Source organism: Protofrankia sp. CiP3, from assembly GCF_917627345.1.
Lineage (GTDB): Bacteria > Actinomycetota > Actinomycetes > Frankiales > Frankiaceae > Protofrankia.
In genome coordinates, this window is sequence record NZ_CAKJTM010000011.1 from 16,676 (window position 1) to 37,790 (window position 21,115).

Annotated in this window: 1 protein-coding gene; it reads right to left on the reverse strand. The window is 72.4% G+C overall.

The genetic code is table 11. The annotated features are described in order from the left end of the window. Nucleotides 1–124: 124 nt before the first annotated feature. Entirely contained in the window at nucleotides 125–21,064 is a 20,940-nt protein-coding gene (locus tag MJ797_RS06455) for a non-ribosomal peptide synthetase (protein ID WP_305039686.1), read from the reverse strand. Nucleotides 21,065–21,115 lie beyond the last annotated feature (51 nt).

Below are 21,115 nucleotides of genomic sequence, written 5' to 3' on the forward strand. Positions count from 1 at the left end.
CGCAGATCCCCGGCGCCGGTCGTCCGATCACCGTATGAATTAAGTTAAGTTAACTTTATTTGAATCCGATGAAAAGAATCCGGCCAGGCTCCGGTCCGCGCAAGGACGGACTGAAGGACGGGCGTCAGCGCCGCCCGAGCTGCCCGGCTCTCCACCGCAACGCACCGAGCGCCCACGTCCATGACAGCGCCAGGTCCCGCACCGCGTCCGTCGGCAACCCTCCGGGCCCGGATGTCCACCGGGCGATCAGCTCCGGCCCGTCGGCCCGGTCAACCGCGCGGACTATGACGGACAGCGCGAACGGGTCGGGCCGATCCTCGTTCCAACCGGCGAACAGGGTCTCGTCCTCAGCGGCGACCGCCCAGTCAACCGGCTCCGGCCGCGCCAGCCGGCCCTCGTAGTTGAAGTAGATATCCGGCTGCCGGGCCGTGGCGAGAACCGGGGCCGTGCGCGGGTTCAGGTGGCGCAGCAGGTTGTAGCCGGTACCGCCGTCGGGGATCGCCGCCATCCGGACGCGGGTCGCGCTGACCGCCGCGTCCAGCGCCGAAGCCACGCCCCGCGCGTCGCCGAGACCCGCATCACCCAGACCCGCATCACCGGGACGGGCACCACGGTGGACGGCGAAGCCCGCGGCGCAGGTCTCAAGATCGATAGGATCGTGTTCCAGGCAGATCGGGAAAACCTCGGCGAACCAACCGACGGTCCGGGACAGATCCAGGTCGTCGACGACCTGTTCCTGGCGCCCGTGCCCCTCGACGGCGACGAGCACTCCGGTCGGGTCCCCGCCACACCAGCGTCGACGACAGTCGGCGATCGCCAGCGACAACGCCGTCAGCAGCAGCTCGTCGACGCCTGCGTCGAACGCGGCTGGCACGCTGGACAGCAGCGCTGCGGCGCCCGGCACCGAGACGGTGACCGGTTGCGCGGACGCGACGCCGGCCCGATCGCCGTGGTACGTCGTGCCCGCCGGTCGGGGCAGCGGCCCGCCGCGCGCGAGCAGCTCCGTCCAGAACGGCAGCTGTGCTTCACGCCCGGGGTCCTGGGCTCGTTCGGCCAGCCGCCGGGCCCACCGCCGGTAGGAGGTCGGTACCGGCTCCAGCCGCGGGACAGCGCCGGCGGACAGGGCCGACCAGACCGTCGCCAGGTCCGCCAGCAGTACCCGCCAGGACACCCCGTCGATCACAAGATGGTGGATCAGGACGAGCAGGCGGCCCGGACGCTCGTCACCGGCGTCGAACCACACACAGCGCACCATCACGCCCAGTTCCGGATCCAGCTCCTCGGCCGCGATCCGCGCGTGGAGATCGAAGAAGACGTGGAGGCTGCCGTCGCGGTCCGCCCCGCCGGTCATCGCGTCACTCATCGTGTCGGTCATCACCCCCATCTCCACCCGACAGAGCCACGACCGAACGTCGGCGCTGCCGCGGGGGGCCACCTCGAGGAACCAGGCCGGCCCCCCGTCCGCGCTGGTCACCGCGGCGTCAGCGGGCGCCGGGCCCCCGGCACCGACGCGGATGAGCCGGGACCGCAGCAGGCCGTGCCGATCGGCCACGGCGGCCAGCCCGGCGACCAGCACCGGGATGTCCAGGCCCGCCGGTACCTGAAGGAGAATCGGTGAGGAGAACCCCCGCGGCTCGGTCCCGCTCGCCCGCAACGCGAGCAGCGCGGGCGTGAGCGGAACGAGACCGACGCCGTCGTCGGCAGCCTCCCCCGCGTCACCCGGTTGAGCGGAGCCGTCCGGTTGAGCGGAGCCATCGGGTTGAGTGGCGATGGCCGCGGCGAGCGCGGCGGGCGTCCGATGGCGGAACACCTGGCGTGCTCTGAGCGCCAGCCCCTGCGCGCGGAAGTGACTGACCAGCCGCATCGCGATGATGCTGTCCCCGCCGAAGGCGAAGAAGTCATCGTCGACGCCGACGCGCGCCAGCCCGAGGACAGCCGCGAAGATTTCGCTGATCCGCGCTTCCAGCGGCGTCGCGGGCGGCCGGTCCGACACGTCGGCGGCGAAGTCCGGGGCCGGCAGCGCCGCGCGGTCCAGTTTGCCATTGGGTGTCAGCGGCAGTCGTCCCGCCACCGGCACCACCGCCGCCGGCACCATGTACTCCGGTAGGCGCTCCGCGGTATACGCGCGCACGCCGGCCGGATCCAGCGCGCAGCCGGCCGGCACGGCATAGGCGACGAGACGGCGCACCCCGGGCTGATCCTCCCGGGCGAGCACGGCGGCCTGGCGGACGTCGGGGTGACGCATCAGCACCGCCTGGACCTCGCCCGGCTCGATCCGCCAGCCGCGGATCTTGATCTGGTCGTCCGACCGGCCGAGGAAGGTCAGGACGCCGTCCGCGCGCCAGCGTGCCTGGTCGCCGGTGCGGTACAGGCGGGCGCCGGACCCGCCGAAGGGATCGGCAACGAACCGTTCGGCGGTGAGTCCAGGCCGTCCCCGGTATCCGCGCGCCAGCCCCCGGCCACCGATGTACAGCTCGCCGGCCACGCCCACGCCCACCGGCCGCAGGGCCGCGTCCAGGACGTAGGCGCGGGTGTTCGGGTCGGGGATCCCGATCGGGATGGGACCCTCCCAGCCGGGTTCCGCCGCCCACAGCGTGGAGTTCACCGTCGCCTCGGTCAGCCCGTAGGCGGCGACCACCCGCAGGTCGCGTGACCATCGCCGGACGGTTTCGATCGGCACGGTCTCGGTGCCGACGACCAGAACGGATCCGGCCGGCAGCGCGCAGTCCGGCGGCAGGGCCGCCACCAGTGACGGCGGCAGGATCATGTGTGTCGCGCCGTGGTGGCCGAGGTAGCCGGTCAGCTCCGGGCCGGCGACCCGGCGGCCGGCCGGCACGACGATCGACCGGCCACCGACACACAGTGCCATGCACAGATCCCACACGGCGACGTCGAACCCGACAGAGGCGAACTGCGCCACCCTGGACGTCTCGTCCACGCCGAGCCGGTCCACGGCGGTGGCGACGAGGCTGCCGATGCCCTCGTGTGTGATGACCACGCCCTTCGGGCGTCCGGTCGACCCCGATGTGTAGATCACATACGCGGCGTTGTCGAGCCCCGGGGACAGCTCTGCGCCGGTGCCGTCCGTGCCGGGAGAGGTGCTCGGGTGGGCCGCGAGCTCGATGGCGGTCGCCGGGTCGTCGAGCAGTACCAGTCCCGGCCCGGCACGACGAAGATCATCAACAGCACCGTGATCGTTGCTAATGTCGAGGGCGCCGAGCGCTCCCAGCTCGCCCGTGTGCCCGCTCGTGGACACCAGCAGCCGCGCTCCCGCATCGGAGATCATGTAAGCGACCCGGCCCGGTGGATGCTCAAGGTCAACGGGTAGATAGGCCGCACCGGACTTCATCACCCCAAGCAGTGCGACGACCATCTCGACCGATCTCGGCACCGCGACGGCGACCACGTCCTCGCATCGCACCCCACGTGCCACCAGCAGGTGGGCCAGCCGGTTCGCCCGTGCGTCAAGCTCGGCATAGGTCAGCTCAACGTCCTCACAGACCACCGCGACGGCGGCCGGGGAGCGCCGGACCTGCGCGGCGAACGCCGCCGGCCACGTCAGCTCGACGACGTCACGGGCGCCGCGGTTGAAATCGACCAGTACCGTCGCCCGCTCGGCTTCGTCGAGAACGGGCACGGACCCCACGCGCTGTCCGGGATCGGCGACGACGGCGCCGGCGAGGTGACGCAGGCGGCGTCCGATCCGCTCGACCGTGTCACGGTCGAACAGGTCCGTGCTGTATGCCAGGCTGACGGTCATCCCCACGTCCGCCGGGCGTTCCAGGAAGTCGAAGGAAAGATCGAACTTCGCGGTCGCGGCGCGGACCGGCTCCGGGCGTGCCATGACACCGGGAAGGCCCAGCTCGTCGGCCGCGTCGGAAACGGGCAGATACACCACCATCACCTGGAACAACGGGTGTCGCGACAGCGACCGGGGTGGGTTCACCGCCTCGACGACCCGGTCGAACGGCAGATCCTGATGATCGAACGCCGCAAGGCCGGCCGTCCGGACCCGCGCGAGCACGTCGGTGAAGGCCGGGTCGCCCGACAGGTCGGTCCGCAGCACAAGGGTGTTGAGGAAGAAGCCGACCAGGTCGTCCAGCCGCTCGTCGACACGTCCCGCGATCGGGCTGCCCAGGGCAATGTCGTCCCCGGCACCGGTTCGGTGCAACAGTGTCGCGACGATCGCCTGGAGCACCATGAACACACTGACGTCGTGTGTGCGGGCCACCGCCCGCAGGCCCGCTGCCAGCTCAGGCCCCCACGAGCACTCGACCACGCCGCCGGCGTGGCTCGGCTCCACCGGGCGGGCCCGGTCGGTGGGCAGGGCGATCTCCTCCGGCAGCCCGGCCAGGGCCTGGCGCCAGAACTCGCGCTGGGTGGAGGCCAGGCTGGCCGGGTCGTTGTCATCGCCGAGCAGATCGCGCTGCCAGAGCGTGTAGTCGGCGTACTGCGCCGGCAGTGGTGCCCACCGCGCGGCGGCGCCGGTGATCCGGGCACGGTAGGCGGCGGACAGGTCCCGGGCCAACGGCCGGTCCGAACCCTCGTCGGCGGCGATGTGATGCACCAGGAACTGGACGATGTGCAGCAACGGCCCGATCCGCAGCACGGTCACCCGGACCGGTGGTTCGTGATCGAGCGCGAACGGGTAGGCGGCGGCCCGCGCCAGCCGGTCCGCGAGCCCCGTCCCCGCGCCGTCCGGGCCGGCCGGATCCACATCGAGGATGAGGATGTCGAAGGGAACGCGTACCGCACCCGGGTCGAGGATCTGTTGGAACGGCTCTCCATCCGGCGCGGGGAACACCGTGCGTAGCGCCTCGTGGCGGCCGACGACGTCGTGTACGGCGGCACGCAACGCGTCGAGGTCGAGCGGACCGGTCAGCCGCCAGGTGATCGGGATGTTGTACGTCGGGCTCGGTCCCTCCACCTGCCCGATCACCCACATCCGCCGCTGGGCGAAGGACAGCGGCAGGCGTTCGGGCCGGAGCGCCGCCGCGAACGCCGGCCGGGCCACGCCAGCACCGTGCAGGAGCCCGGCCAGCCGGGCGACGGTCGGCTCGTCGAAGACCGACCGGGGGGAGATCTCGACGCCGAACACCGACCGGATCCTGCTGAGCAGGCGCATCACCAGCAGTGAGTGCCCGCCGAGTGCGAAGAAGTCGTCGTCGACGCCGACTCGCTCGACCCCCAGCACGGCAGCGAACTGTTCCGCCAGCAGGTCCTCGCGGGCGTCACGCGGACCGCGCCCGCCGGCCATGACCGGTGCCTCCGGGGCCGGCAGCGCCGCGCGGTCCAGTTTGCCGTTGGGTGTGCGCGGCAGCTCCGGCAGTGTGACGAACGCCTGGGGCACCATGTGCGCGGGCAGCGTGCGGGCGAGCCGCGCCCTCAGCTCACCCGGATCCGGGTCGGCACCGGCGACCGGAATGATGTAGGCGACCAGCCGGGAGGCTCCCGGGGCGTCCTCGCGGACCACGACCGCGGCGTGCGCGACATCCGGACACTCCCCGAGCACGTTCTCGATCTCCGCGGGCTCGATCCGGAAACCGCGCAGCTTCACCTGGTCGTCGACACGGCCCAGATAGTCCAGGGTGCCGTCGGCGCGGCGCCGGGCACGGTCGCCGGTGCGGTACATGCGGCCACCGGAGGACACGAACGGGTCGGGCACGAACGGGTCGGGCACGAACGGGTCGGGCACGAACCGTGCGGCGGTCAGGCCCGGCCGGCGCAGGTAGCCACGGGCCAGGCCCGCACCCGCGAGGTACAGCTCGCCGGGGACGCCGACGGGCAGCGGATCCAGCGCGGCGCCCAGCACGTACGCGCGGGTGTTGGCGATCGGCGCCGCCCGGTCCTGTCCGCCCGCGCTGTGCCATCCGTAGGCGTCCACGGTGTACTCGGTCGGCCCATACAGGTCGTGCGTGATCATCTCCGGCAGCGCACGCAGCCGCTCCCACAGGGCCGGTGGCATGGCCTCCCCGCCGACCGCGAGCACGCCCGGCCGGTAGCCGCCGGGCTCGAGGAAGCCCTGATGGCTCAGCTCCCGCAGGTAGGTCGGGGTGACGTCGAGGAAATCGATCCGCTCCCGCGCGAGGTAGGACGCCAACGCCGCGGGGTCGCGCATCGTGGATTCGTCGACAACGTGCACCTCGTGCCCGGCGAGCAGCCAGAGCAACGGCTCCCACGATCCGTCGAAGCTGAACGACGCCGCGTGGACGGCGCGCAGGACGGTGCGGCCGGCGGCGGTCCGGGCCGGGCCGATGATGTCCGCGGCATGCGACGTGAACAGGTTCACCAGCCCCTGGTGCGTGCCGACCACGGCCTTGGGGACACCGGTGGAACCGGAGGTGTAGATGACGTAGGCGGCGTTGCCGGGCTCGAGGCCGTCGCCGGTGGCCGGCGCGGTGGCCGGGCCGGCCGCCAGTTCCGCGGTGGTCCGCGGATCATCAATGATGACTGTCTCGATACCGGACGAGGACAGCCGCGCGGCGATGTCGGTGGTGGTGACCAGAGCGACGGGTGCGGCGTCGGTCAGCAGGAAAGCCAGCCGGTCCGCCGGGTAGCTGTCGTCGATCGGCAGGTAGCTCGCGCCCGCGGCCATGACGCCGAGGATCGCGGGGACCATCCAGGCCCGGGGCAGCGCCAGGGCGATCACGGACTCACGGCCCGCGCCGTGGCGTGCGAGCAGGTGGGCGAACCGGTTCACCTGATCCAAGAGCTCACCGAACGTTACCTGCTGTCCGCCGGTGACCAGCGCGACACGGTCCGGATGGTCGGCTGCCACCCGCGCGAACAGTGTCGGCACTGTGACCCGCGGCACCGGCCGCTCGGCCCCGCTCGCCGCCGCGAGCGCCGCGGCCCGTTCGTCCGGGCTGAGCACCGCCAGCCGGCTGACCGGACGGTCCGGGTGACGCGAGATCTCCGCCAGCAGATCGACCAGCCGGTCGGCCAGCCGCCGCGCGGCCGCGGGATCCATGACGTCGGTGGCGTACTCCAGCAGCAGCGTGATGTGGTTGCGCGCGCTTCGGTCGACGAAGGTGACGTCGAGATCGAACTTGACCGTGCCGACCGCCGGGGCCAGCCATCGGGCCGGCAGGCCAAGCAGCGTCCGATCGTCGTCGGCGAGGTGGTGGTAGCCCGTCATCACCTGGAACAACGGGTTGCGGCCGGCCGAGCGGCGCGGGTTGTGGGCGGCGACCACCTGCTCGAACGGGACGTCCTGGTGGTCGAACGCGGCGAGGTCGGTCTCCCGCGTCCGTTCCAGCAGCTCGGCGAAGGCCGGATCGCCGGACAGGTCCGAACGCAGGACGAGGGTGTTGACGAAGAATCCGACGAGGCCGTCGAGCGCCTCATCCGTGCGGCCCGCGATGGGCACCCCGAGGGGGATGTCGTCCCCGGCTCCGAGGCGGTGCAGCAGCGTCGCGATCGACGCATGGGCCAGCATGGACATGCTCGTCGCGGTCCGTGTGCACAGGGCGCGCAGTGCGGTGGCGGTCGCGGCGGGCAGCTCGCGGGTCTCCCGCCCGCCCGCGCCGTCGCGCACCGGCGGACGCGGGCGGTCCAGGGGCAGCGGGATCTCCTCGGGCAGGTCCCGCAGGGCTCGCGACCAGAAGCTGAGCTGCCGGGCGGCGAGGCTGTCCGGGTCCGCGGGCGTCCCCAGCAGATCACGCTGCCAGGCAGTGAAGTCGGCGTACTGGACCGGCAGCGGCTCCCACCCTGGCGCCGCCCCCGCCCTGCGTGCGCTGTACGCGGCATCGAGGTCGAGCAGGAACGGGCGGTCGGACCATTCGTCGGTGGCGATGTGGTGCAGGACGATCGTGAGTACCGACTCGGCGGGGTTGAGCTGGAAGACCGTCATGCGCAGCGGCGGGTCGGCCCCCAGGTCGAACGGCTCCGCGACCGCGGCGGCCACCCGCTCGGCAAGCTCGGCGGGCGCGCACTCGACACGTGCGACCTGCGGCCGGGCCGCCGCGGGGTCGAGGATCCGCTGATAGCCCTCGCCCTCGTGCTCGTCCACGACCGTCCGCAGGACCTCATGGCGATCCGACACGTCTGCCGCGGCCAGCCGCAGCGCTTCAATGTCGATCTCGCCGTACAACTTGATCACCAGTGGATAGTTGTAGGCGTCGGTGCCGTCCGCGAACCGGTCGACCAGCCACAGCCGGCGCTGCGCCGGTGACAGCGCAATCCGCTCCGGGCGCGTCGCGGGAGCGAGCGGCGGTCGGGCCGGCGCCGCGGCGCCCTCGGCGCGCACAGCGAGCGCGGCGACGGTCGGCGCCTCGAACAGGTCGCGAATGGCCAGGTCTGTGCCGAGCGCACCGCGGGCCCGGCTGATCAGTCGGGTGGCGAGCAGCGAATGGCCGCCAAGCGCGAAGAAGTCGTCCGTGACCCCTACCTCGGGCAGGCCCAGCACATCCGCGAACAACATGCGCAGCGTCTCCTCCGTCGGGGACGACGGCGGGCGGCCCGTTGTCCGGGCCACCGTCGGCTCGGCCGGTGGCAGGGCCGCGACGTCGAGCTTGCCGTTGGCGGTCCGCGGGATCTCCGCCATGATCACGAACGCGGCCGGGACCATGTAACTGGGCAGGACGGCGCCCAGATCGCGGCGCAGCCGGGCAACGAGAGCCGCGCCTTCCCGGGCGGCCGTCGGATCATTGGCAAGCGCCGTGCCCGCCGCGCCCCCCGGCTGGTCGTGCGGCTGGTCATCGGGCAGGTAGACGTCGGTCCGCGGCCCCGGGCCGACGTCGGACGCCCGGACGAACACCGCGTCGAACAGGCCGGGGTCTGCCGCGCAGAGGGTGATGTGCGGTTCGTATCCGAGCCGCTCGGCCAGGACGTACAGGTCCTCAGGATCGACGCCGCGGCCGGTCCGGGGGCCCGGTCCCCCGGCGTATCCATCCGACAGCGCCCGGGTGGCGAGCAGTTCGCCCGCGACCCGCGCGTCGGGAATGCGTACGACCCGCAGCAGCGCGGGACGGCCGGACTCCAGCTGGGCGGCCAGGTCCTCCTGATCGATGATCTGCTGGCCCCAGCGCAGGGCCGGCGCCGCGGCCAGCGATACCCACCCGGTCGACCGCGGGCGTATCACGACGTCGAACCGGTGGCGGGTGAGCTCGTTGTGGAACCGGGCCCGCTTGACCCGGATGGACACAGCCGCCTCGGCGGTGTCCGCGAATGCGGTGAAGAACTCCGGCGCCAGGACGAGCTCCTTCTCCAGGCGCAGCCGCCGCTCGACGGCTGCCGCCAGCCGTGCCGGCTCCACGCCGTCGCCGTCGGCGCGGGCGAGCTCGACAGCGGTGTGGAACGCGCGCAGCCGGCCCAGGTTGCGGACGTCACCGACGAACACCGCTCCGCCCGGGGCGAGCAGGCCGAGCGCGCCGTTGAGCACCGAGCGCAGGTAGTCCGCGCTCGGGAAGTACTGCACCACCGAGTTGATCACGATGGTGTCGAAGAAGCCCTCCGGCAGGCCGTCGGTGACGTGCGCCGGCTGGCACCGCAGCTCGACGTTTGCGAACCGGTCGGGGCCGCCCGCCAGCTCGGCGCGCAGCTTCTCGATGACCGGCGCGGCGAAGTCCGTCCCCCAGTAACTCACGGCCCGCGGCCCGAGCTGCCCGAGCAGCAGCCCGGTCCCGACACCGATCTCCAGTATTCGCCGGGGTGCCAGCTCACGGATCCGTTCGACGGTCGCGGCGCGCCACTCCCGCATGTGCTCGTGCGCGATGGGCGCGCCGTCATAGCTGGAGTCCCAGCCGGCAAAGTCCTCGGTCAGCACGGCGGTGGGGATCTCGCTGTACTCGTCGGTGTAGACCTGCCGCCATTCAGCCACCTGTTCGGCCTCGGCCGTGGCCCGGTCCGTCGCCGGCACCTCGGCGGGCACGACGTAGGCGACGAGTGTGCGTGACCCCGGCACGGCGGCGTCCGCAACGGCGATCACCGCTGCCTGGCTGACGCCGAGGTGCCGGTCGAGCGCCGAAGTGATCTCTGCGGGTTCGACGCGGTGGCCGCGGACCTTCACCTGTTCGTCGGTACGCCCCAGGAAGTCGACGTTCCCGTCGGAGTCACGCCGGGTGACGATGTCCCCGGTGCGGTACATGCGGCCGCCCGGCGTGCACGGGTCGGCGACGAACCGGGAGGCGGTCAGGCCGGACCGGCCGAGGTATCCGCGGGCCAGGCCGTCCCCGGCGATGTACAACTCGCCCGGGAACCCGTCGGGAACCGGCCGCAACCAACGGTCCAGAACGTAGGCCCGGGTGTTGCGGATCGGGCGTCCCACTGTCGGGGCCGCGCTGTCGGCCGTGCTCGCGCCCAGCGTGTTGATGGTGTATTCGGTCGGGCCGTAGAGGTTGTACCCGGCGGTGTCCTCGGTGTCGCGCAACCGGTTCCACACCGCCTCCGACACCGCTTCGCCGCCGAGCATCACCAGTGCCGGACGGTTCCCGGCGCCGTCTCCGCCGCGGTCGAGCAGCCCGAGCTCGAACAGGTGGTGGGCATAGGTCGGGGTCACATTGACGACGTCGATGCGCTGCGTGTCGCAATAGGCGACCAGCGCCTCCGCGTCGCGGCGCAGGTTCTCATCACAGATGTGGACCTCGTGGCCCTCGACAAGCCACAGCAGCTCCTCCCACGACATGTCGAAGGCGAACGAGACGGTGTGCGCGATCCGCAGCCGCCGGCCGCCCGCCGCCGCGACGGCCGGACCGAAGATTGCTTCCTGGTGGTTGAGCCACATGTTCGTCAGCCCCCGGTACGGGGTGACGACTCCCTTCGGGCGCCCGGTCGAGCCCGATGTGTAGATCACGTATGCCGGGTGGTCGAGCCGGCCGGCACGATCACGCGCGAAGCCTGCGAGCTCGGCGTCGCGGAGCTCGCCCGCGTCCAGCCGTGCCAGTGCCCCGACGGCCGCGGGGTCGTCGAGCAGCAGCCGCGGCACCGACGCGATGCCGTTCTGGCCGTCCCGCGCCACGTCGGCGGGGACGCTGCCCGGCTCCGCGGGCACCGGAACATCGGCGTCGAGATACCTGGCCGCCGCGAGCGTGGCGACCAGCAGACAGGCCCGCGCATCGACGATCATGTCAGTCAGCCGTCGGGCCGGATGGTCCAGCTCCAGCGGGAGGTAGGCCGCCCCCGTGCGCAGTACCGCGAACAGCGCCACGACCATGTCGACCGAGCGCCCGAGCGCCAGCGCCACCACGGTCTCCGGTCCGGCGCCGTGGGCGAGCAGCAGCCGCGCCAGCCCGTTCACCCGGCTGTCGAGCTCGGCATAACTGACCCGTTCGGCGCCGAAGACCAGCGCTGTGACATCCGGCGTCCGCGCGGCCTGCGCCGCCAGCAGGTCGGCGACGGACTCACCGCCGACCGGCAGCGCCGGGGCCGAGCAGCTGGCCAGGATCTGGGCGCGCTCTTCGGGCAACAGCACATCGAGGGAGCCCACCGGGGCGGACACGTCGGCCGCCAGCAGATCGAGGAGCCCGGCAAACCGCCGGAGCAGCCCCCCGGCCACAGCGGCCCGCACCACATCGGCGCGATACTCCAGGCGCAGCGTGATCCGCGCACCGGGGAACAACACGAACGTCAACGGGTAATGGGTGTGGTCCAGGCTCGTTCCACCGGTGATCCCGTACTCGGCACTGCTGCGCTCCGTCGCGACCTCGTCGATGAAGTTCTGCAGCACGTACAGGGTGTCGAACAGCAACGGATGCCCGCTGGCCCGCTGGATGTCGCCGAGCCCCAGGTACTCGTGTTCCATCAGATCGACACGGTCGGCCTGCACCCGCCGCAGCAGTTCCACGATCGGCTCATGCGGATCCAGGCGCACCCGCACCGGCACCGTGTTCAGGAACAGCCCGATGACCTCGTCGATACCCTCGATGTCGGTTGGACGGCCCGCCACGGTCGTCCCGAACACGACGTCGTCGCTGTCCACCGCGCTCCCCAGCACCAGCGCGAGCGCCACGTTGAAGATGGTGTTCAGCGTGATGCCGTGCCGCCGCGACAGCTCTCGCACCGCCCGCGCCGTGGCGTCCGGCAGCTCGGTGGTCAGCCGCGCCGGGGCGATGGGTGCCAGTCCGCGGGCCGCGGGCACCACCAGGGTCGGTCCCTCCAGATCAGCCAGCCGCGTGCGCCAGGCCTCGGCGGCCGCGGCGGTGTCCTGCCGCCCGAGCCAGCGCAGAAAATCCCGATAGGACGCGGCCGGGACGCCTGTCCCCCCGTCACCGTCATGCTGGTAGAGACCCAGGAGCTGGTCGATCACCAGCGCTCCGGACCACCCGTCCCACAGCAGTACCTGCCGGTTGATGACCAGGCGGTCGCGACCGCCGCCGAGGCGCAGCAGGGTCAGCCGCCACAGCGGCGGGCTCGCGACGTCGAACGGACGCCGCCGGTCCTCGGCCATCAGCCGCTCGGCACGCTCGGCGCGCTCGGGCTCGTCCCACCCGGTCAGGTCGATCTCCTCCAGCGGCGCGGGGAGAGACGCGGCGATGAACTGCACGGGTCCGGGCAGCCCGTCGCCGAGGAAGCCGGCGCGTAGCGCCGGATTGCGAGCCATGAACTCCTCGCACGCGCGGCGTAGCCGGCCAGCATCGAAACGATGATCAAAATCCAGGGCGAACTGGGCGGTGTAGGCGTCGCTCGTACGGTCGTAGGCCGAGTGGAAGAACAGCCCCTCCTGCAGCGGCGACAACGGCCAGATGTCCTCGACCGGCGCCGGGCTCACCCGCTCGATCCGGTCGATGTCAGCCTGGGAGAGGCTGACGAGTTCAAGATCCGAGGGCGCCAGCCCGCGACCGGAGGCGCTTGCCCGGCCCGGTGCCGGTGCCGGTGCGGGTGCGGTCAGCTCGCGCAGCGCGTCCACCCAGCCGTCGACGATCATCGCGGTGTCGGCCGCGGTGAGTCCCGTGGAGAGACAGGTGAAGGTCGCGCGGAGCGTCGGGCCCGCCAGCGTCTCCACACAGACCGCGTCGACGGTCAGCGCATATCCCACGCCCATGGCGGGATCCGGATCGGCGGCAAGCGCGTCGGACTCACCCGCCAGGCCCCAGGCGGCCGGTGCGTCGGCACCGAACCGGCCGAGATAGTTGAACAGCACCTCCGCACGCTCAGCCGCGGCGAAGACCGGGGCCGTGTGGGCGTTCGCGTACCGCAGCATCCCGTAGCCGATGCCGCCGTCGGGCACCGCCCGCAGCCGTTCGGTCACTTCGGCCAGTGCTCCACGCGCGTCCGGGCACGCGGGCAGCCGAACGGGCGCGATCGTGGTGAACCAGCCAACCGTGCGGGACAGGTCGACACCGGCGATGATCTCCTCGCGTCCGTGCCGTTCCAGGTCGACGAGCAGATCGGCCGAACCGTCCCAGCCACGGTGGTCCCGCCATGCCGACACGGCGGTCCGCAGCGCCGCCAGCAGCACGTCGGTGATGTCGGCCCGCGCGGCGGCGGGCACCCGGGTCAGCAGCGGTGCCGTGAGGGAAACCGGCAGCTCGACGACGTGACGGGCGGTGTCCGCGACGGTGCCGACCGCGGCGATCCCCGCGCCTGCTGCCGTGCCCGCCGGTACCAGGCCGGTCGGCACAGTGCCGCTCGGGCCGCCGTGCGCGTCGCGGTCCGGGCCGTCACCGTCCGGGCCGCTGTGCGCGTCGCCCACGAGCCGTCCGCCCGGCGCGAGCGTCGCCGTCCAGTGCTCCAGTTCGCTCAGGCGCCGGAGATCCTGTGCCTGCTCGGCGAAGAAACGGGCAAATGCCCGCAGCGAGGTACCTGCCCGGTCCAGCCTCGCCGGCCGGCCGGCCGTGCACGCCGACCAGGCGGCATCGAGATCCGCCAGGATGATCCGCCAGGACACCCCGTCGACCACCAGGTGGTGCGCAACCAGGAGCAGCCGGCCCGGTTGTGTCCTGCCCGCGTCGAGCCACACCGCCCGCAGCATCGTGCCGGCGTCGGGGTCGAGGCTGCCCGCGGCCGCGGCGGACTCCACCGCGACGACCGCCCGGAGCGCCGGGTTGTCCAATCCGGCGACGTCGACCCGGCTCAGGAGATCAGCGGCCGGAACGGAGCCGGGAGCCGTGGTTTCCAGCAGCCACAGTGCGGGGGCTGCGCGGCGCAGCCGCGCGCGTAGACCGTCATGGTGGTCCAGCACCACCTGCAGGGCGGCCCGCAGCGAGCCGAGGTCCACCCCGGCGGGCGCCTGGACCAGGAACGCCTGGTTGAACCGCGCGATCGGCCCGCCCCACTCGGCCAGGTGCCGGACGATCGGCAGGGGGACGAAGACCCCGACGCCGTCGGGGTCTTCGTCCGCACCCGCGTACGCCCCGGTGCCGCCGCCATCCTCACCGGCCGCGGCACCCGATGCGTCGGGATGCGTCGCGTCGGGATGCGCGGCGGCGAGCGCGGCCGGTGTGCGGTGGGTGAACACCTCACGCGGGGTGAGCGTGAGCTGTTCCCGCCGGGCCCGGTTGACGAGCTGGATGGCGATGATGCTGTCCCCGCCGAGGGCGAAGAAGTCATCGTCCACGCCGGCCTGTTCCAGGCCGAGGACCGCGGCGAACAGCGCGCACAGGGTACGTTCGCGGTCTGTGCGCCCAGCCGTTGTGCGGACCACCGCATCGATGTCCGGGGCGGGCAGCGCCGAGCGGTCGAGCTTTCCGTTGCGTGTCAGCGCAAACGCGTCCAGCGCCACGAACGCCGCGGGGACCATGAACTCCGGCAGGGCCGCGGCGACGTGCCCGCGCAGGCTCTCGCCGTCGATCCGCAGCCCGGGGCGGGCGACGGCGTAAGCGACGAGCCGCCGGTGACCGGGCCGGTCCTCCCGGGCGAGGACCACCGCGCGCTCCACCGTCGGATGGGCCTCGAGCACCGCCTGGATCTCGCCGGGCTCGATCCGGAACCCACGGATCTTGACCTGGTCGTCGGCCCGGCCGAGGTACTCCAGGCCACCGTCGGCGGACCAGCGCGCACGATCACCTGTGCGGTACATCCGCGTGCCGGGGCCACCGAAGGGGTCGGCGACGAACCGCCGCGCGGTCAGCGCCGGGCGTCGCAGATAGCCGCGAGCGAGCTGGCCGCCGCTGACATACAGCTCCCCCGCGATACCGGCGGGTACCGGCATGAGGTGCTGATCGAGGATCCGGGCCCGCAGGCCCGGGATGGGCGCACCGATCGCGCCACCGCGGGCCGTGGTGGCGATGGTCCGGTCCAGCCGCAGGTAGGTGACATGCACGGTGGTCTCGGTGATGCCGTACATGTTGACCAGCGTGGGAGCGTCGTCGCGATGCCGGGCGTACCACGCGGGCAGCCGGCCGAGATCCAGCGCCTCACCACCGAAGATCACATACCTGAGCGCCAGCTCGGAAGGATCACGCCCGCCGTCACGGTCGGCCTCGAGCAGCTGCCCGAAGGCGGACGGCGTCTGGCTGAGGACCGTCACCGCCTCACGTCGCAGCAGCTCCAGAAACGCCTCCGGGGACCGGGAGACGTCGTGGCCGACGACGACGAGCCGGCCCCCGTGCAGCAGGGGGCCCCACAGCTCCCACACGGAGAAGTCGAAGGATGCCGAGTGGAACATCGTCCACACGTCGGTCCTACCGAAGCCGAACCACGCCCGGGTATGGGCGAACAGCCGGGTCACGGCCTCATGCGGGACCACGACGCCCTTGGGCTGGCCGGTGGATCCGGAGGTGTAGATGACGTAGGCGGGATGGCCGGGCAGCGCTCGTCCCGGTGGCGGCCGCTCCGGCGACTCCCGCGCCAACGCGGCCAGGACGAGCGGGTCGTCCACCGCTATCAGCGGCGCCCCGGCGCGGGCCGGAAGCGCGGGACGCCCACCGGCCGCGGTCAGCACGCACACCGGCGCGGCGTCCCGCAGCATGAACTCGAGGCGGTCCGGCGGGTAGGTGACGTCCAACGGCAGGTAGGCACCGCCGGCTTTCTGCACCGCCAGCAACGCGACGACCAGATCGATCGAGCGCGCGAGCGCGACGGCGACGATCGATTCGGGGACGACCCCACGCCCGGCCAGCAGACCGGCGAGCCGGTTCGCGCGGGCATCGAGCTCCGCGTAGGTGATCTCGCTGTCGCCACACCGGACGGCGGCCGCATCCGGCGCGCGGCGCGCCTGGGCCTCGAACAGCTCCGGCAGGGTCGCGACCGGCTCGGCAGCGGTCGGTATCCCTCGCGGTATCCCCTGCTCACCGCTGCCGGATTCCCCGGCCGCACAGACACCGGCGCCCGCTGGCAACGCTGCCCGTTCGGCCTGGGCCATCGCGTCCAGCCGGCCTACCGGGCTCTCCGGGCCGGCCGCGATGGCCCCGAGCAGAACAAGAAATCGATCCGCGAGCGTGACGACGGTGTCGCGATCCAGCAGATCCGGGAAGTAACGCAGTGTGAGACGCATGCGCTCGCCGGGGATCACCCGGACCGTGAGCGGGTAGTGGGTGGCGTCGAAGCCGTCCAGCCCGGCCAGCCGCAGCCCGGTCGCCCGCGGCAGCAGGGTGGACCGGTCGAAGGGGTAGGACTCCAGCACGAGGAGCGTGTCGAACAGCTCCCCGCCGCCAGCGGCTTCCTGGATGTCGCCGAGGCCCAGGTAATGATGGTCGAACAGGGCGTTCTGCTCGGCTCGCAGCCGGCGCAGGAGGTCGGCAACGGTCTGCGCCGGATCGAGGACGACACGGACGGGGATCGTGGTGATGAACATCCCGATCATGTCCTGCGCACCGGCGAGATCCGGCGGCCGACCAGCGACGGTGGTGCCGAACACCACGTCGTTGCGGCCGGCCGCACGGCCGAGCAGAACCCCCCAGGCGGCCTGCAGCAGCGTGTTGAGGGTGCTCCCGTGCTCGCGGGCGAAGCCCGTCAACCGCGAGGTCAGCGCGGCCTGGGCGCAGCGTTCGACGGCTTCCGGTGGCGCACCGCCGGGCGCGTCGTTGCGCTGCCCCGTGCGCTGGCCGGACGGACGGGCGGCGCCACGGGCGAGCAGGGTCGGTTCGGTGACGCCCTGGAGCGCCCGTGCCCACGCCGCCCGCGCGGTCTGCCTGTCCTGTCCGGTGAGCCACCGTAGGTAATCGGTGTAGGGCCGTGCTGGTGAGGGCAGGCCCGCGAACCCGGCTGTCCCCTCGCGGCCCGGGGCGGCCTGCCCGTACCGGGCGAACAGCTCGCGCAGCAGCAGCGGCAGGGACCAGCCGTCGAGCACGATGTGGTGCGAGCAGACCGCGAGCCGGTAGGCCTCGGGACCGGTCCGGACCAGCAGGAACCGGACGAGAGGCGGCCTGGACAGGTCGAAGCGCGCCAGCCGGTCCGCGCTGGCGAGCCGCTCGGCCTCAGCCAGCCGCTCAGCGGGCGGCCATCCCGCAAGGTCGGCCTCGGTCCACTCCGGGTCGACCGCCGGCAGGACCACCTGGACGGGGAGGTCCCCGTCGGGCACGAATGCCGTCCGCAGATTCTCGTGCCGGTCGAACAGCGTGCGCGCCGCGGCCCGCAGCCCCGCGGTGTCCAGCGGGCCGTCGAGATCGACGATGAGCTGCAGGACGTAGACGTCCGCCGTATCGGCGGTCTCGCCGTCGTAGAGCGCGTGAAAGAGCAGTCCGGACTGCAACGGTGACAGCGGCCAGACATCGGTCAGCCCCGGGTGGCGCAGCCGCCAGCGGTCGAGGTCGTCAGGGCTCGCGTCGACGAGTGCGTACGCATCCGCATCGCGGGCCCCCTCCCCCTCCGCGTCCGCGGTCGCGGTTTCCGCCTCGGTGGTGGCCGCCGTCCCGAACCTGGCCAGCCCGGCCGCGGTCGGGTGTTCGAAGACATGCCGCAACGCGCAGGTCAGACCAGCCGCTCGCGCCCGTGCCACCAGCTGGAAAGCGAGGATGCTGTCCCCGCCGAGATGAAAGAACGAGTCGTCGGCGCCGACCCGATCGAGCCCGAGAACGTCGGCGAACAGGCCGCACAGCACGCTCTCGGCCGACGTGACGGGCATCCGCGAGCCGGTGGCTACCCCGAGGTCGGGTGCGGGCAGCCCACGCCGGTCGAGCTTCCCGTTCGGTGTCGTCGGCAGCGCCGGCAGCGACACGAACGCCGCGGGCACCATGTGGTCGGGAAGCGAGCGGGCGAGGTGTCCGCGCAGGTCCGCGATATCGGGTGCGGTGCCGTCGGCAGGCACCAGATAGGCGGCCAGGCGCGGCCCGGACGCGCCCCCGTCCCACGCCACTACGGCACAGCGCGCGACTGCGGGGTGCTGACCGAGAACCGCTTCGATCTCCCCCGGCTCGATCCGGAAACCGCGCACCTTGACCTGCTCGTCCACGCGGCCGAGGACCTCCAGTTCAGCGCTCCCGGAGTCCCCTGGGACGTTCCACCGCGCCAGGTCGCCGGTGCGGTAGAGCCGCCCACCATGATCGAACGGATCCGCGACGAACCGGGACGCGGTCAACGCCGGCCGGCCGAGGTACCCGTCGGCCACCCCGGCACCGGCGATGTACAGCTCGCCGGTGCCGCCGGGAGCGACGGGCATCATCGCGGCATCCAGCACGTAGACGCGGGTGGCGCGGATCGGCCGCCCGATGGCCGGTCGACCGGCACCGGCCAGGACGGGGCTGGTAGTCGACCAGATGGTGGTCTCGGTCGGGCCGTACATGTTCACGACCTGCTCGGCGCGCGCGGTGAGCACGGCGGCAAGCTCGCGCGACAGCGGTTCGCCGCCGGTGAGCACCCGCACCCCGGGGAACGCGGCCTCGCTCGCGTCGACGATCGACCGCCACCGGGACGGGGTCGCCTGCGCGAGGGTGACCTCGCCGGCCGTGAGCAGGGCGGCGAGCCGGGCCGGGTCACGGGCCTCGTCCTGGTCCGCCAGGCGCACGGCGGCACCGGTGGTCAGCGGTGTGAGTAGTTCCAGGGCGGCGATGTCGAAGGAGAGTGTGGTCAGTGCCAGCACCCGGTCGTCCGGCGCGATGCCGAGCAGCTCAACCATGCAGCTGAGGAAGTTCGTGAGCGCGCCATGCGGGACGATCACGGCCTTGGGGCGTCCGGTCGACCCGGATGTGTAGATCACATAGGCGGTGGACGCGGGATCGAGGGCGGGCAGCGTCACCCCGCCGGGTGCCATCTCGCCGGCTGCCGCTTCACCGGGCCTTGAGCCGCCCGGGGCGGCATCGAGAACGATCGTCCCGACCTCGTCCGGGATCGGCAGGGCGGGGAGCAGCGCACGGGTGGTCACGATCAACGCCGGTCGGGCGTCAGCGAGCATGAAACCGATACGGTCGGCCGGGTAGCCGGGGTCGATCGGCAGGTAGGCCGCGCCGGCACGGTTCACCCCGGCCAACGCCACGATCATGTCGATGGTACGCGGGACGGCCAGGGCGACCACCTGACCGGGGCGGATGCCCCGGGCGAGCAGACTGCGCGCGAACGCCTCGGCCCGGCCAGCCAGCTCCCGGTAGCTCACCGCGGTGCCAGCGGCCACGACAGCCGTCCGGTCAGGGGCCCGGCTGGCCTGTCGGAGGAACAACTCGGTCCAGCTGGTGGCCGGGCCCGGTTCATCGGTGTCGTTCCACTCCACCAGCAGCCGGTGGCGTTCAGCGTCGGAGAGCAGCTCGAGCGCGCCGATCGGCCGGTCCGGCTCGTCGAGTGCCCCCCGCAGGAAGCGTTCGAGATGGCGCAGGATGCCCGCGGCGGATGACGCGGACAGCACCGCTGTCAGGAATGTCGCCTCCAGCTCGAGCCCGTCGTCCGCCAGTTCGGCGACGACGCTCAACGGGAGCTGCGCGCTGCCGTTGTGCAGGGGACGGCGTTCGCTGTGCAGCGCACCGGTGTCCAGGTGCGCGGCGGCCGGGGCCCGTACGGCGAACATCGTGGTGAAGACGCTGGCCACGCCGTCGACCCGAGGCGGGTTGATCTCCCGGACAATGTCTTCGATGTCGACGTCCTGGTGCGCGAAGGCGCCTCGGCAGATTTCGCGGATCCGGACAAGGAGAGCGACGAAGGAATCCGACGACCGCGGCTGTACCCGCAGGCAGATGGTGTTACCGAAGTAGCCGATCAGACGGTCGGCGCCGGCGCCGTCCCGGTTGACCACCGGCGATCCCAGCACGAAGTCGGTCGACCCGGTGTAGCGGTGTATCAGCCCGCTGAAGGCGGCCAGCAGCACCATGAAGGGAGTCGCGCTGTGGGCGGCGGCGAGCGCTCGGATGCGCGGGACGAGTCCCGGCGCGAAGCGGCAGGTGACCTGGCCGCCGGCATCCGCGGCAGGGGCCACAGAGGTATCACCGACCGTGCCGGCTTGCGCCGTCACCTGTCCGTCCGGCACGTCGCGCGACAGCCCGTCGGGCAGCCGCACCGGATCGGGCAGCGGAGTCAGCCGCTGCCGCCAGAACGCGACGCCATCGGTGGGGATGGCGGCGTCACACGCGGCGGCGGTCGTATGCGCGGCGGTGGTGTCCCGTCCGGGTGCCAGGTCGAGGTACTGCGCGGCGTCCTCATCGCGCGTTACGTGCGCGCTCCCCGCGGCTCGGCGCCCATAGTGCGCGAGGAGCTCCTGGAAGAACACCTCCCAGGCACCGTCGTCCCAGGCGATGTGGTGGGCAACGAGAACGAGTGTGTGCCGGTCGGTGGCCCGGCGGATCAGAGCCACCCGCAACGGTGATTCGGACGCGAGGTCGAAGACGTGCCGGGACTCCTGCCGCGCGATCTCCGCCACCAGCGCGTCGCGGGCGGCGGCAGGCTCTCCGGATACGTCCCGGCTCGTCCATATCGGGGTGAGGCCGGAGTGGATGACCTGCTCCGGACGACCGTCCGCGGCCACGCGGTAGGTGGTGCGCAGGATTTCGTGCCGTCCCGCGACGGCTGACAGCGCTTCGCGCAGGCCGGCACCATCCAGCTGGCCCGTCACCTCGAACGCCGCGCAGATGTTGTAGGCGACGCTGTGGGGGTCGAGCTGTTGGAGGAACCACATCCGCAGCTGGCCCGGGCTGAGTGGGTACCCGTGGCCCGGGATCCGGCGCGGGCGGACGGGTTCGGCCGGCACCTGGTGGGAGGCGAGCCGCTCCGCCGTCAACCGACGTCGCAACAACTCGCGCTTACGCTCCTGGGACTCGGGGCTCGCCACGATGTCCACCACCTCCGGGTCTGCTACCTGATACAAGATCTTTTATGGGCC